The organism is Azospirillum palustre, assembly GCF_002573965.1.
In the GTDB taxonomy this organism is placed as follows: Bacteria; Pseudomonadota; Alphaproteobacteria; order Azospirillales; family Azospirillaceae; genus Azospirillum; species Azospirillum palustre.
This window is the reverse complement of record NZ_PDKW01000040.1, coordinates 559,739-572,281: the sequence shown is the minus strand read 5'-3', so window position 1 is coordinate 572,281 and position 12,543 is coordinate 559,739. Positions and strand designations below refer to the sequence as shown.

The following is a 12,543-nucleotide window of genomic DNA, read 5'->3' as shown; positions in this document are numbered from 1 at the left end:
ATTATGCCCAAACCGAGGACGTCGCCATGGCGGCGTGACTCAACCAATCCGGCCTCCGACAAACCCGGCGCGGTTCAAACCTAGCCTTGTTGGGAGTGCCGTCCAGCTCGATCATCCGAGCATCGATCTCCTCCTGCCGGGCAGGGTCCATACCGATCAACGCCGGGGCGATCTGCTGCTCGACGGCGGCGACCGCCTTGAGGACCCCCTTGCCGCCGTAGCGGGACGGATCGCCGTCGCGCAATTCCACCGCTTCGTTCTCGCCGGTGGAGGCCCCTGACGGCACCGAGGCCGACACCGCCAGCCCCGAGGCAAGGGTCAGATGGACGCGCACCGTGGGATTGCCGCGGCTGTCGAGGATCTCCTGGGCGTGCACTGCGGCGATTTGGCTGGTCATGACGGGTGTCCTTTCACGGATCGTTGGCGGGAGCTTGCAAGGAACGATGCTCGGCTCAGGCGGCGTCCTTCGGCGCGCCGTAGCGGATCACCCGGACCTTTTCCAGGGTGACGAGGCCGAACTCCATCATCCCGTCCAGCGTGGGCAGGAAGGCGGTGATGTTCGCTTCGTCGTCGATGATCTCGATGACCAAAGGGAGGTCGATCGACAGGTCGAGGATCTTCGCGGTGTGGATGCGGCTGTCGTGGCCGTAGCCGATGACGCCGCGCAGCACGGTGGCGCCCTTCAGCCCGGCCTCGCGCGCCTTCATGACCACGGCTTCATGGAAGGGCTGGTGCTCGAAGCGGTCGCGCTCGCTGGCGTGGATGCGCAGCAGAACCGCGTCCATCGGGATTTGCATGGGTCAGGCTCCCTTCAGGTGGTTGAGGCTGGCGGCAGCGATGTGCCCGAGCCAGACCGCGATCAGGCACAGTGTGACGGAGAGCAGGACGTTGCCGCCGGCCAGAAGCCACTCTCCGTCCTGCACCAGGCTCAGCGTCTGCAGACTGAAGGATGAAAAGGTGGTGTAGCCGCCGCAGACCCCGACCATCACGAACGTGCGGGCGTCGGAGGGAACGAACAGGCGGCCGTCGGGACCGGTCAGCGTCGCGGTGAACCCGATGACGAAGGACCCGAGGATGTTCACCACCAGAGTGCCCCAGGGAAAGGTCTGGCCGAACAGGCCGGCGACGGCGCCCGAGCACCAGAAGCGAAGAACGCTGCCGATCGCGCCACCGAGGGCAACCCAGGCGTAGGTCAACAGCATGCGCACACCATCCGGCACGACAGGAACGGGAGGGGTCGGTTCGACGGGCGCGGCATCATGGCTCCGCACCGGCCACAGCCGGTCCCGGCTTGGCAAAGAAGTATTCGTTGCCGACATCGAGAAGGCTGTCCGCCGCCGCCACGGTGAGCGTGAAGGCGGACGAGGTCACCATGTCGGCCCCGCCGAGCAGCGATCCGACGGTGAAGCTGCGCAGCGAGCTGCCCACTCGGTAGCTCGCGGTCTTGGCGGCAATGACGCCAGGATCGGTTCCGTCGCCCGCTCCCGGCAGCGCCGCCTCCCATAGAAGCTCGTGGGCGACATACACCGACGCGGCGGAGGCGAGACTGACGGCGAAGATGGTGGGGCCGCCGATGGTGGACCCGCCGTAGAACGCCAGGAACGCCGCCGTCTCGGCCGCACTGGACACCAACTCGAAAGCGACCGCCTTCGTCGCCGCCTGCCCCAAGCCACCGCCGGCCGCCCCGGCGTCTTCGGCGCGCACCCGGTCGACGCCGATGGCCAGGATCATCATCGGGGCAATGATTGTCGCGCGCATCGGTTGTCTCCGGGAGCACCGCCTCACGCCACGGCAGGGGCCAGCGTCATGTCCGGAACCTCGCTGCTCTCGCCGTGGCGGGCGACCCGCCATTGTTCCAATTCCTTGTAGATGACGACCTTGCGTTCGAGCAGGGGGCCATGCTCCCTGCAGAACAGCTCCAGCCGGTCGCGCGGCGCGATCAGTTCCACGCACATGGTGAGATGCGGGTTGGCCAACTCGACCGCGTGATCTTCGACGCCACCATGGTTGCTGTAGCCGAAATGGGTGTGGTGGGCGACCGCGTTGAGGATGCCGGAGCGCTTGGCCGCGAGAACCAGTTCGCGGTAGACGGGGCGTCCGCCGAAGAAGGCGAAGCGGCCTGGGGTGCGGAGCCGTTCACCGGGCTTGAGGTAGATGCGGACCATGCCGACCTCTTCGGACGAGACGCGGTGCGGATGAAGCATGTCGGTATCCTGGATGTGGTGCGGGGAAACTGTGGCTTGGGCGGAGCGCCGCAGGGCGGCGAGGGAGACGACGCGGGCCGTCCGCGCCTCGGACTGCGCGCTGCGCATCTGGCGAAGGTCGCGCAAGGAAATGTCGGGCGGAACCAGCGCCGCCGCGCGCTTGGCGATGCCGACGCGCTGCGACAGGTAGATGCTGGAATGGCCGCTGGCCATGTAGGCCAGGAAGCAGGCGGTGGCGAGATAGACCGTGGGGCCGGCGCCGAACAGCTCGATGCCCATGATCACGCAGGCGAGCGGCGTGTTTGCGGCGCCGGCGAACAGGGCGACGAAGCCGAGCGCCGCGAACAGGTCGGGCGGCGCACCGAGCAGACCCGACAGGGCGTTGCCCAGTCCGGCACCGATGAAGAACAGCGGTGTCACCTCACCGCCCTTGAAGCCGGCGCCGAGCGTGATCACCGTAAACAGCATCTTCCACAGCCAGCTCCAGTCATGCACCACCGGGCTGATGAAGAAGTTCAGGATGCTGGCATCCTCCGGCGTGGCGCCGATGACGCCGATACCGAGATACTCCCGCGTCCCCAGGGCATGGACCAGACCGATCACCAGCAGGCCGCCGATCGCCGGGCGCAGGGGCGCGTAGGGGCACAGCGCCTTGTAGAGGGTCTGGACAAGGTGAGACGCCTCGGAAAACAGGCGCGCCGCCAGCCCGAAGGCGATTCCGGCGATGGCGACCTTCGCCAGCAGCACGCCGTCGAGGGTGAAGCCGCCGGCTTCAGCACCGGCCAGGAAGGCGACCGGGTAATGGACATGTCCCACCCCCCAGGCGTGGCAGACCCAGTCGCCGGTGACGGCGGCGATCAGACAGGGGATCAGCGCCTCGTACTCGATGCGACCGATGGTCAGCACCTCCAGCGCGAAGACGGCGCCGGCCACCGGCGTGCCGAAGACGGCACCGAAGCCGGCGGCGATGCCGCCCATCAGCAGAATGCGCAGTTCGGCGGCGTCGAGCCGGCACAGGCGGGCAATGCCTCCGGCGATGCTGCCGCCCAACTGGACGGCGGTTCCCTCCCGGCCGGCCGAGCCACCGAACAGGTGGGTGATGACGGTGGAGACCAGGATCAGCGGCGCCATGCGCAGCGGCACTCCGCCGCCCGGCTCGTGGATTTGGTCAACGATCAGGTTGTTGCCGCCCTCGGCCGGCCGGCCGACCCAATGATAGACGAAGCCGATGACGACGCCAGCCACCGGCAGGCCGTAGAGCAGCCATGGGTAATCGAGGCGTGCCTGCGTCGCCCGGTCCAGGCTCCACAGGAACAGCGCGCACAACGAACCGACGATGGCGGCCATCGGGACGGTCAGGCACAGCCAGGTGCCGACCGCCGCCATCGGCCCGGCCCATGGCGCGGCCCGGTCACGAAGGGTCATGGGGACTCTCCACCGGAACCGCGCATGGCGCGCCCGCACGCTTCCGGAACAGTGTTGCGACGATGGGATTTGGCTGGATTCGGACACACTACTCCCCCAAGGACAGGAAGTAGGAGTCATCAGCCCGCCGGAGCGGAGCGGTTCGACCGGAAACGGTCAGGCAGAATCCATTGCCGCTTTTCACCTCTCATTTTTGCGCCGCAGCGTCAACCGCAAAGATCACGATGCACGCGCCGCGCGACAGTCGCGCGCCGCGATCCGGGGTGGAACGACCCGTCCGGCAACGCCTCAGGTGAGCCGGGCCGGTTGGCGGATGGTGCCGGGGCCGTATTGCAGCACCTGAACCTTCTCCAGGGTGATCAGCCCGCCGGGCATCATGGCGTCGAGAACCGGCAGGAACGCATTGATCGCGTCCTCGCGGTCGACAATCTCGACCACCAGCGGAAGATCCTGGGAGAGCCGCAGGATCTTCGCGGTGTGAACCTGGCTGGAATGGCCGAAGCCCATGCCCCCACGCAGCACCGTCGCCCCGGCGAGGTGCATGGCTCGGGCCTTCATGACGATCTGTTCGTAGAGCGGGCCGCCGTCATGACGATCGCTTTCGCCGATGAAGGCTCTCAGGAGCACCGCGTTCTGGGGAACCTGCATTTGGGCGCCCTCCCAAACTCGACGCATGATCCACACGCGTCCCGTCATCATTATTGTACCGCCGACATCGTCCGGCATCAGTTCATTCGGCCTCCCCCACCGTTTTCCCTGCCGGCACAGCACCGGCCGTCGGCGCGGTCTCCGGCACGACCGGCGGCAACAGGTGGTGGGGCAGGCAGAACGCGTTGGCAAGCAGGGTGGGCAAGACGGCACTGCCGATGACGGTCGCCACCAGGGTGGAGTATTGTGCCTGGTCGATGATCCCGTGCGACAGGCCGAACAACGACGCGATGGTCCCGAAAGTCAGGCCGGTGGACATCAGCAGCGTCGTGTGCATCGCCTCCTCGCGCGGTGCGCCGAAGCCCCGTGTCGTCGGGTAGACGCCGGCGATCTTCGCCGCCACCTTGATCGCCAGGAAAACGACCGCCGCCGTCGGCGCGGCGACCAGGGCCGGCACGGAGACGAAGGAGCCGGCCCGGATGAAGTAGAAGGGTGTCAGCAAGCCGAAGGTCAGGGTGCGCAGCCGGCGGATCAGCGCGTGATCCTTGCCGACGGTGCCCGCCAGCACCATGCCGACCAGATAGGCCGGCAACACCGCCTCGCTGTCCGCCCAGACGGCGAGCGCCGCCAGTCCGAACAGAATCAGGAGCAGGAACTTGGCCTCCAGTTCCGATGGCCGGTTGCCGAACCGCTGGAAGACGTGCCGGGTCAGCCAAGGCAGGATGGCGAAGACGGCCAAGCCAGCCACGACGAAGACCGCCGTCTTCACGGTGAAGGGGGCGAAGATGAGGCCGAGGGCGAGCACGGTGCCGAGGTCGGTGACGAAGCAGGCGCCGAGCAGCACCTTGCCGTATTCGGTCACGTTCAGCCCCGATTCCAACATCACCGCGTAGACCACCGCGACCGAGGTCGTCGACAACGCCACTCCAGCCAGCCAACTGGCCGGGGCCGTCCAGCCGAGGAGGCTGTGCGCGGCGGCGGCGCAGGCGAGGAAGGGTACGAGAAAGCTGACCAACCCAATGGCGCCGGCCTCCCGCCATCGCCGCCGGAACACCGCGGGATCGAGTTCCGCCCCAGCCAGGAAGGTCAGCACGATTGCGCCCGTGCCGGACAGGAAGACGATCCAGCTCTGGTCGGCACCCAGGACGGCATCGCCCAGCATCGCGCCGACGATCAGTTGGGCGATGGTGCCGACGACGATCTCCGAAAGCGCGGTGGCGATGCCCAGGCGGATCGACAGCAGGGTGGCCACCAGCGCCAAGCCCAGCCACAGCGCGGCAAGAGTCCAGGTTTCCGACATGACGCCTCTCCCTCTGAGCAAGCCCGGGGGCCGTTGCGTGGGAGAAGCGGGTTTGGGCACAGCCGACCCCCACCGCGTCCCACGCAGCAGGAGTCATCAGCCCTTTCGGACGGTTCCGGGGGAACTCCATCCCCGATGGCAAAAGCCTAACGCCGATCGTCTCCGCTGGTCAACGGCTGTGCGGACGGGGTCAGTGGCTCATCAGCAGGGGAATGTCGGCCGCACCCAGGACGTCATCGGTGACGCCGCCGCACAGGCGCTCGCGCAGCGGGCTGCGGGCATAGGCACCCAACACCAGAAGATCGCTGCCCGCCCGCCGGGCGGCGTCGAGGAGCGTGGCGGCGACGCCCCCATCAACCGGCAAAAGCTCCGGCTTGGCGGCGACGCCGTGGTCGGCCAGAAACGCCACCAGGGCCGCCGCATCCTCCTCCCGGACACCCCGCTCCAGCACGGTCAGAACCCGGATTTGCGTGGCGCGGACCAGGAATGGCATCGCATCGGTAACCGCCCGGGCGGCTTCGGCGCTCGCGTTCCAGGCAATGGCGATCACGCGCCCAACCGACGCGATTGGGTGGGCGGGAACCAGGAGCGCCGGACGCCCGCTTCGGGTGAGGATCCGGCTTTCGACCGTGGGGTCGAGGCGACGCAGCCCGCTCCGCGCCGTGCTGGAGAGGATGGTGAGATCGGCACAGCGGGCCTGACGCGCGAACAGCGTGGCCGGGAACCCATGCCCGACCTGAAAGGAGGCTGTGGCGGTCCCCGGTCCGCCGACGGCGCACCACGCGTCATACACGGCGCGGGCGCGGTGCTCCTCCTGGTCGTACCGTTCCAATGCCTCACGGATGGTCCGGTTGCTGACCCCGTCGCCGAGTGCGGCGATCACCCGGCCATCTGGCAATCGCGCATGCAGAACAGCGACACGCGCGCCGAAACTCTCGGCCACGAGACCGGCGGCATCGAGACGGCGGCGATCCGATGGCGACCCGTCGAGCGGTACGAGAAGGGAACGGATGTCCATAGTTTGCAGACCCCGCGACGTCGTTCGGGACCTCCTGGTCCGTCTCCCAGTATCGATCTTTCCTTGCCCGATCGCCAGCCAGGACGGGTGGCCCTTGTCCGGTGGCGTGTGAGCATGCCGCAGGCCGTGTCGATCGGTTTCACAGGCGATGACGGAGAACTGGGGGCAATGGAACAGGAAGCCGACATTGGCATCAGGAACCGGTAGCGGCATCTTCGGGCGGCTGTAGGGCAAATGCCCGGTACAGGGTCGATGGGTGAACATTGAGGATTCGGGCCGCCTCACGGGGCGACCGCCCTTCGTCGACCAATCGCCGGGCAAGAGCGATCTGGTCGACGGTCAGCTTTGGTGGCCGGCCGAACCGAACGCCGCGCGCTTTGGCCGCAACACGGCCCGTACCGGTCCGCTCGGCAATCAGCGCACGCTCGAATTCGGCGATGCCAGCAAATACGGTCAGAACCATGCGACCGGCCGGCGAGGTGGTGTCGGCCCATGGCTCGGCGAGCGAACGGAGCCCTGCACCGGCCCCCTCAAGCCGCTCCGCAATATCGAGGAGATCACGGGTCGACCGAGCCAGCCTGTCGAGGCGCGTGACCGTCACGACGTCATCAGCCCGAAGCTGGTCGATCAGCCGGACAAGCTGCGGTCGGTCGCGCTTCGCTCCGGAGACCTTCTCTTCATAAATCCGCCGACAGCCGGCCACCTGCAGGGCCGTCCGCTGCTGCGAGAGATCCTGGTCGTCGGTGGAAACGCGCGCATAGCCTATGAGCATGGGGCACCCGTCGCAAAAGTCATCGCGAAACTTTTTCCTTTCGCGACAGATTTTTGCAACATCAAAATCTCTTGAGCTTTCATCCGGCTGCGGGTGTCGCGAAACTTAGGAGTTTCGCGAGGCAAGCAACCGTTGCGGTTTCGCCGTGCGGTCAATATTGCCGGACGTTCAAAGATTCCGAGCGTTCAAGCCGCTGGAAAGGGTGGCGGCAGCGCGCATGCGGAGCGGTTGGCGCCTTCAGCGCCATCGTCGATCTCGATTTGGCCTTCACATGCATCGCTGCAGCTGAACCCGTCTTCTGGCCCCATGCATAGAGGGGCAGATGTCCCTCGTGAAATGATACCGGGAAAGTTGAAGGAGCTGTTCATTCCATCCGTCTCGGGAGGTGCCCAGGTTACAAATCCGTATAGAATCAGTGACCGCCCATTAAGACGACTTCGACTATCTTGTTTGACCGGCTGTGAGGATCAGAGACGGACATTTCGAGGAGGGATCGGGGGGCTGCGCCAATGAAGATATTGATCATTGAAGACGATCCGGAAACGGCGGGCTATCTCCAGACCGGTCTGCGAGAACAGGGGCACAGCGTTGAATGCGTGGGCAACGGGCGCGACGGCCTGCTTCTCGCCGCGGGACAGCCGTTCGACGCTTTGGTCGTCGATCGGATGCTGCCGGGCCTCGATGGACTCTCGGTGCTGAAAACCTTGCGCGGTGCGGGGGTGAAGACGCCGGTGCTGTTGCTCACCGCCCTCGGTGGGATCGGCGACCGGGTGGAGGGGCTGGAGGCCGGAGGCGACGACTATCTGGTCAAGCCCTTCGCCTTTGCCGAATTGCTGGCCCGTCTCAATGCTCTGGTGCGGCGTCCGCCGCTGAACGACGTCCCCACGGTGCTCCGGGTGGCCGACCTCGAAATGGACCTCCTGAAACGCTCCGTGACCCGAGGAGGCGCATCCATCGATCTGCAACCGCGCGAGTTCCAGCTGCTGGAGTATCTGATGCGCAATGCCGGGCGCGTGACGACCCGCACGATGCTGCTGGAGCATGTCTGGGACTTCCACTTCGACCCCAAGACCAACATCGTCGAAACCCACATCAGCCGCCTGCGGGCCAAAGTGGACCGCGGCCGCAGCAGAGAGTTGATCTGCACGGTACGCGGGGCTGGATACACCCTGAATGACGACCCTGCCTAGACTGTTCCGGACCGCCAGTTTCCGGCTGGCCGCCGCCTTTGCTCTCATCTTCGCGGTGTCGGCGCTGATCCTGGGGGGAGTGGTCTATTGGACCACCCACGCGGCGTTGGAACAGCAGATGAACAGCCGGATCATGGCCGACCTCGACCGGCTCCGCGGTGAATTCCAGGCCGGCGGTCAGGCGCAGCTCGCTGCCGAGGTGCGGCGCACCGCTGGCCGTCCCGGCGCGCTGCATGAACTCGTCGCCGATGCAGGCGGCGCCATTCTGGCCGGCGACATGACGACGGTTCCTCAGCCGGGCTGGAGCACCATCGAACCGCACCGGATGCCCAGCGACGAGAGCGAACTCGTGGGGATCCGCACCCTGACGATCCGGCTGCCGGACGGCACACTGCTGGCGGTCGGTGACGATCTTGAATGGATAGAGGATGCCGACGAAGCGATCTTCCACGCATTTTCCGTCGCGGTACTGGTAACGCTCGGGCTTGGGATCGCCGGCGGTGCTCTGTTGAGCGTGGCTTTCCTGCAGCGGGTGGATGCCATCTCGCGCACGGCGGAGCAGATCATCGCCGGTGACCTGGCCAGCCGCATCCCGGTGCGGGGAACCGGCGACGACCTCGACCGGCTCTCGGATACGCTGAACCGCATGCTCGGCCGCATCGCCGATCTGATGGAGGGGTTGCGGCAGGTGTCCAACGACATCGCCCACGATTTGCGCACTCCGTTGGCGCGGCTGCGCCAGCGTCTGGAGCGGGTGCGGACAACCGCCGCATCGACCGACGACTACGCGGTCGCAGTGGACGCGGCCCTGGCGGAAACCGACACGCTGCTGGAGACCTTCGCCGCGCTGCTGCGCATCGCCCAGATCGAGGGCGGCGCTCGACCGCCGGTTCGCGACCCGGTGGAGCTTCACGTCATCGTGGAGACAGTGGTCGAGGCCTTCACGCCCTCGGCCGAAGAGGACGGCAAGGTCTTGGTCAGTCCTCCGCTCGACCCGGCGGTGGTCGCGGGCGACCGCGAGTTGCTGACCCAGATGCTCGTCAATCTTGTGGAGAATGCCATTCGCCACACCCCGGCCGGAACGCGCATCGAGGTGGCTCTCACCGTCGGTTCAGGGGTGGCGCGGTTGACGATTGCCGATGACGGCCCCGGTGTGCCGGCGGAAGAGCGCGGGCGCATTTTCCGCCGCTTCTACCGGCTGGAGCGGAGCCGCACCACCGATGGCAGCGGGCTTGGCCTCAGTCTGGTGAAGGCCATCGCGGACCGTCATGAGGCGACGGTGTCCGTGACGGACAACGGCCCGGGCCTGCGGGTCTCGCTTGACTTCAATCTCCTTGATGGCGCGTCGGCCCGGCCGGCCGGGGAATGCCCCCCGGTCACGGCACAACATTCGAGGTGACGCGATGTCTCTCCCGCTCCACGGGCTGCTTCCCCAACTTCTGACCGGTTACGGTTATTGGCTGATCGCCGGCGTAGTTGCGCTGGAGAGCATGGGTCTGCCCCTGCCGGGAGAGACGATGCTGATCGCCGGATCGATTCTGGCGGCGGCCTCCCCCGATTTCCGGATCGAGTTCGTGATCGGCGCGGCGGCTGCCGGCGCCGTGGTGGGTGACAATGTCGGTTTCCTGATCGGTCGGCGCTACGGCTATCGGCTGCTGGTGCGCTATGGGGCGCTCTTGCGGCTGACCGAACCGCGGCTGCGGCTTGGCCAATACCTGTTCCAACGGCACGGTGGCAAGGTCGTGCTGTTTGGACGGTTCGTCGCGCTGCTGCGGGTGCTGACCGCGCTGCTCGCCGGCGCCAACCGTATGTGCTGGCGGCGCTTCCTGCTCGCCAATGCCTGCGGCGGGCTGCTCTGGTCCATTGCTTTCGGCCTGGGTGGCTGGAGCTTCGGGCAGGCACTGGAGCGCTATCATGGCCCACTGGCGGTCGGTGCCGGCGGCATCGCCCTGGTCGCCGGGGTCTTGGGGTGGCGATATGCGCGGCGTCATGAAGAACGCCTGCAGCGTGCCGCAGACCGGGCCTTCGCCGATCCCCGCCAGTCTCCCGAACTCACCCGAACGCTCCAGCCCTAGCCATCGGCGTCACGCGCGAAGCGCCCCCGCACTGCCCATCTGTCTGCCCGGCCTGTCATCGCATCGAAACAAGTGGACCTCGCTCATGGAAGCTTTGAATCGGCATCTGTTCCTCCTGCTGAACGCCCCGCCCGATCCGCAGACCATGCTTCTGCTGCTGGCGCGCTTCCTGGCGGATGACGTGGTGGTGCTGGCGGCGGCGCTGATCGCGGTGCTGTGGGTGTGGGGACGGCACAACGGGCGTTCGGCTCTGGTCGGCGCCGGCTGCGCCCTGCTGACGGCGGCCCTGATCAACACGGTGATCGGCGCTATCTGGCAGCATCCGCGCCCCTTCATGATCGGGTTGGGGCACCAGCTGATCCCGCATGCGGCCGACTCGTCCTTCCCCAGCGACCATGCGACCTTCATGTGGACGATTGGGGTCAGCCTGCTGCTGCGCGGTTCCTGGCCGCGGCTGGGCTGGGGGATGATGGCCTTCGGTGTCGGCGTCGCCTGGGCGCGCATCTATCTCGGTGTTCACTTCCCGCTGGACATGGCCGGCGCGCTTCTGGTCGCCACCACGGCATCGCTGCTGGTCGTTCCGGTCCGGCCGCTGATCGACCGGATGCTGACGCCGGCCATCGTCCGGCTTTACGAGGGAACCGTGCGGCTGCTGCATCTGCCCGCTGCCCTGTTCCCGCTGGACCGCGGGTGAGGGCGTGGTGGGGCATCTTCTCGAAGCGCTCGGATCGATCATTGTGTCGGTCATCGCGACGCTGGGGTATCCCGGCGTCGCGATGCTGATGGCGCTGGAATCCGCCTGCATTCCGCTGCCGTCGGAGGTCATCATGCCATTCGCCGGCTATCTCGTCTCGACAGGACACTTCAACCTGATGCTGGTCGCCACCGTCGGCGCCATCGGCTGCAACCTGGGATCCGAGATCGCCTATGCGGTGGGACGGCGGGGCGGACGGCCGCTGATCCGGCGCTGGGGCCGCTACGTCCTGCTCGACGAGCATGACCTCGATCTGGCGGAGCGCTTCTTCTCCCGGCTCGGCGGACCGGCGGTGCTGGTGGCCCGGATGTTGCCGGTTGTGCGGACCTTCATCGCCCTTCCCGCCGGAATGGCCGGGATGCCGAGGCTCCGCTTCCATCTCTACACCTTCATCGGCTCCTGGCCCTGGTGCTTCGGGCTGGCCTATGTCGGTTACGCGCTGGGAGAACGTTGGAACAGCGATCCGACGCTGCGGGACTGGATGCATCGCTTCGACGTTCTGGTGATCGTCGTGATGGTGGCGGCGGTGGCCTGGTTTCTATGGCGGCGACTGCGCACCCCGGCAAAGCCGAACCGTTGATCGCCCCCGTTGCCTGCCGGCACTCCGGTCCGAATTGGGTCGTACCGCTGGCGAGTTGCCGGTCTTGGTTGCCCGATCCAGCGGGTCTGCCGCCGATCATGGCGAAGCCGCGGCCTCGATCTTACCAAACCGTATAGCGCTCGCCAAAGGCCGGTAAGCCAGCCCCGCCTAGGATCGTCTGTACCGGGGCATGACGCCCCGCAACAGGAGCGATTCGTATGAAGACCGTCATGAAGCCCGCGTCTGCGATCTGTGCGGCACTGCTGGTGGCTGGCATCGGTTATGGCGCGCACGCCGCTCAGAAGACCCATGAAGACGCCCGTGACCTGTCGGCGCTGTCGCAGGCGAAGATCTCGTTGTCGCAGGCGGTGACTGCCGCCGAACAGGAAACCGGCGGCAAGGCACTGTCTGCCGACATCCTGCAGGAAAATGGAAAGGTGGCCTTCGGTGTCGAGGTCGCCAAGGACAAGGCGACCGAGACTGTGGTCGTGGACGCAGCCTCCGGCGGTGTTCTGAAGCGTCATGTCGCAAAGGGCGATGGTGAAGAGCAGGAAGACAACGACGCCGAATGATCTTG

14 protein-coding genes, 1 pseudogene and 2 riboswitches are annotated in these 12,543 nt (G+C 66.7%); of the genes and pseudogenes, 6 read left to right on the top strand and 9 right to left on the bottom strand.

Annotated features, from left to right (window positions below; all coding sequences use genetic code 11):
- Window positions 1-79 precede the first annotated feature (79 nt).
- The 9 genes and pseudogenes from eno to CRT60_RS12440 all read right to left on the bottom strand — a co-directional run.
- Window positions 80-397: pseudogene (gene eno / locus CRT60_RS12480) on the bottom strand (phosphopyruvate hydratase); the annotation flags it as partial.
- 55 nt (window positions 398-452) lie between these two features.
- Window positions 453-797, bottom strand: coding sequence for a DUF190 domain-containing protein (locus CRT60_RS12475; protein WP_098736718.1), 345 nt, complete (start codon window positions 795-797; stop codon window positions 453-455).
- Window positions 798-800: 3 nt separating this feature from the next.
- Window positions 801-1,196, bottom strand: a complete 396-nt coding sequence (gene crcB, locus CRT60_RS12470; RefSeq protein ID WP_098737009.1) for a fluoride efflux transporter CrcB — start codon at window positions 1,194-1,196, stop codon at window positions 801-803.
- 61 nt (window positions 1,197-1,257) lie between these two features.
- The gene (locus CRT60_RS12465) at window positions 1,258-1,758 is read right to left on the bottom strand and encodes a hypothetical protein (RefSeq protein ID WP_098736717.1); all 501 of its coding nucleotides are present in this window, start codon (window positions 1,756-1,758) and stop codon (window positions 1,258-1,260) included.
- Window positions 1,759-1,781: 23 nt separating this feature from the next.
- A complete protein-coding gene (locus CRT60_RS12460; RefSeq protein WP_098736716.1) occupies window positions 1,782-3,629 on the bottom strand; it encodes a DUF190 domain-containing protein in 1,848 nt (615 codons plus the stop codon).
- 103 nt (window positions 3,630-3,732) lie between these two features.
- Window positions 3,733-3,813: riboswitch (Fluoride riboswitch) on the bottom strand.
- A gap of 104 nt (window positions 3,814-3,917) precedes the next feature.
- Entirely contained in the window at window positions 3,918-4,277 is a 360-nt protein-coding gene (locus tag CRT60_RS12455; protein WP_098736715.1) for a DUF190 domain-containing protein, read from the bottom strand.
- Between the two features lie 82 nt (window positions 4,278-4,359).
- A complete protein-coding gene (locus CRT60_RS12450; RefSeq protein WP_098736714.1) occupies window positions 4,360-5,577 on the bottom strand; it encodes a cation:proton antiporter in 1,218 nt (405 codons plus the stop codon).
- 80 nt (window positions 5,578-5,657) lie between these two features.
- A riboswitch (Fluoride riboswitch) is annotated at window positions 5,658-5,720 on the bottom strand.
- A 47-nt stretch (window positions 5,721-5,767) separates the two neighbouring features.
- A complete protein-coding gene (locus CRT60_RS12445) occupies window positions 5,768-6,595 on the bottom strand; it encodes a universal stress protein (RefSeq protein ID WP_161958032.1) in 828 nt (275 codons plus the stop codon).
- Between the two features lie 193 nt (window positions 6,596-6,788).
- Entirely contained in the window at window positions 6,789-7,367 is a 579-nt protein-coding gene (locus CRT60_RS12440) for a recombinase family protein (RefSeq protein WP_098736712.1), read from the bottom strand.
- 509 nt (window positions 7,368-7,876) lie between these two features.
- On the opposite strand from CRT60_RS12440, the gene CRT60_RS12435 reads away from it, so the two are divergent.
- The 6 genes from CRT60_RS12435 (at window position 7,877) to CRT60_RS12410 (ending at window position 12,538) form a co-directional block, all read left to right on the top strand.
- Window positions 7,877-8,557, top strand: a complete 681-nt coding sequence (locus tag CRT60_RS12435) for a winged helix-turn-helix domain-containing protein (protein ID WP_098736711.1) — start codon at window positions 7,877-7,879, stop codon at window positions 8,555-8,557.
- The gene (locus CRT60_RS12430) at window positions 8,541-9,956 is read left to right on the top strand and encodes a sensor histidine kinase (RefSeq protein WP_098736710.1); all 1,416 of its coding nucleotides are present in this window, start codon (window positions 8,541-8,543) and stop codon (window positions 9,954-9,956) included. Before CRT60_RS12435 ends, CRT60_RS12430 begins: the two co-directional genes overlap by 17 nt.
- Window positions 9,957-9,960: 4 nt before the next feature.
- Window positions 9,961-10,632, top strand: coding sequence for a DedA family protein (locus tag CRT60_RS12425; RefSeq protein ID WP_098736709.1), 672 nt, complete (start codon window positions 9,961-9,963; stop codon window positions 10,630-10,632).
- An 85-nt stretch (window positions 10,633-10,717) separates the two neighbouring features.
- Complete coding sequence (locus tag CRT60_RS12420) at window positions 10,718-11,326, top strand: phosphatase PAP2 family protein (protein WP_161958031.1); 609 nt, start codon at window positions 10,718-10,720, stop codon at window positions 11,324-11,326.
- Window positions 11,327-11,333: 7 nt separating this feature from the next.
- Complete coding sequence (locus CRT60_RS12415; protein WP_244592446.1) at window positions 11,334-11,966, top strand: DedA family protein; 633 nt, start codon at window positions 11,334-11,336, stop codon at window positions 11,964-11,966.
- Between the two features lie 218 nt (window positions 11,967-12,184).
- Window positions 12,185-12,538 carry a PepSY domain-containing protein gene (locus CRT60_RS12410; protein ID WP_204561848.1) on the top strand — a complete coding sequence of 118 codons (354 nt, stop codon included), beginning with the start codon at window positions 12,185-12,187 and terminating at the stop codon, window positions 12,536-12,538.
- Window positions 12,539-12,543: the final 5 nt, after the last annotated feature.

Excerpts from the sequence above, each read along its gene's own strand:
- CRT60_RS12475 (WP_098736718.1), bottom strand. The coding sequence starts at position 797 with ATGCAAATCCCGATGGACGCGGTTCTGCTGCGCATCCACGCCAGCGAG.
- CRT60_RS12465 (WP_098736717.1), bottom strand. The coding sequence starts at position 1,758 with ATGCGCGCGACAATCATTGCCCCGATGATGATCCTGGCCATCGGCGTC.
- CRT60_RS12460 (WP_098736716.1), bottom strand. The coding sequence starts at position 3,629 with ATGACCCTTCGTGACCGGGCCGCGCCATGGGCCGGGCCGATGGCGGCG.
- CRT60_RS12455 (WP_098736715.1), bottom strand. The coding sequence starts at position 4,277 with ATGCAGGTTCCCCAGAACGCGGTGCTCCTGAGAGCCTTCATCGGCGAA.
- CRT60_RS12450 (WP_098736714.1), bottom strand. The coding sequence starts at position 5,577 with ATGTCGGAAACCTGGACTCTTGCCGCGCTGTGGCTGGGCTTGGCGCTG.
- CRT60_RS12445 (WP_161958032.1), bottom strand. The coding sequence starts at position 6,595 with ATGGACATCCGTTCCCTTCTCGTACCGCTCGACGGGTCGCCATCGGAT.
- CRT60_RS12440 (WP_098736712.1), bottom strand. The coding sequence starts at position 7,367 with ATGCTCATAGGCTATGCGCGCGTTTCCACCGACGACCAGGATCTCTCG.
- CRT60_RS12435 (WP_098736711.1), top strand. The coding sequence starts at position 7,877 with ATGAAGATATTGATCATTGAAGACGATCCGGAAACGGCGGGCTATCTC.
- CRT60_RS12430 (WP_098736710.1), top strand. The coding sequence starts at position 8,541 with ATGACGACCCTGCCTAGACTGTTCCGGACCGCCAGTTTCCGGCTGGCC.
- CRT60_RS12425 (WP_098736709.1), top strand. The coding sequence starts at position 9,961 with ATGTCTCTCCCGCTCCACGGGCTGCTTCCCCAACTTCTGACCGGTTAC.
- CRT60_RS12420 (WP_161958031.1), top strand. The coding sequence starts at position 10,718 with ATGGAAGCTTTGAATCGGCATCTGTTCCTCCTGCTGAACGCCCCGCCC.
- CRT60_RS12410 (WP_204561848.1), top strand. The coding sequence starts at position 12,185 with ATGAAGACCGTCATGAAGCCCGCGTCTGCGATCTGTGCGGCACTGCTG.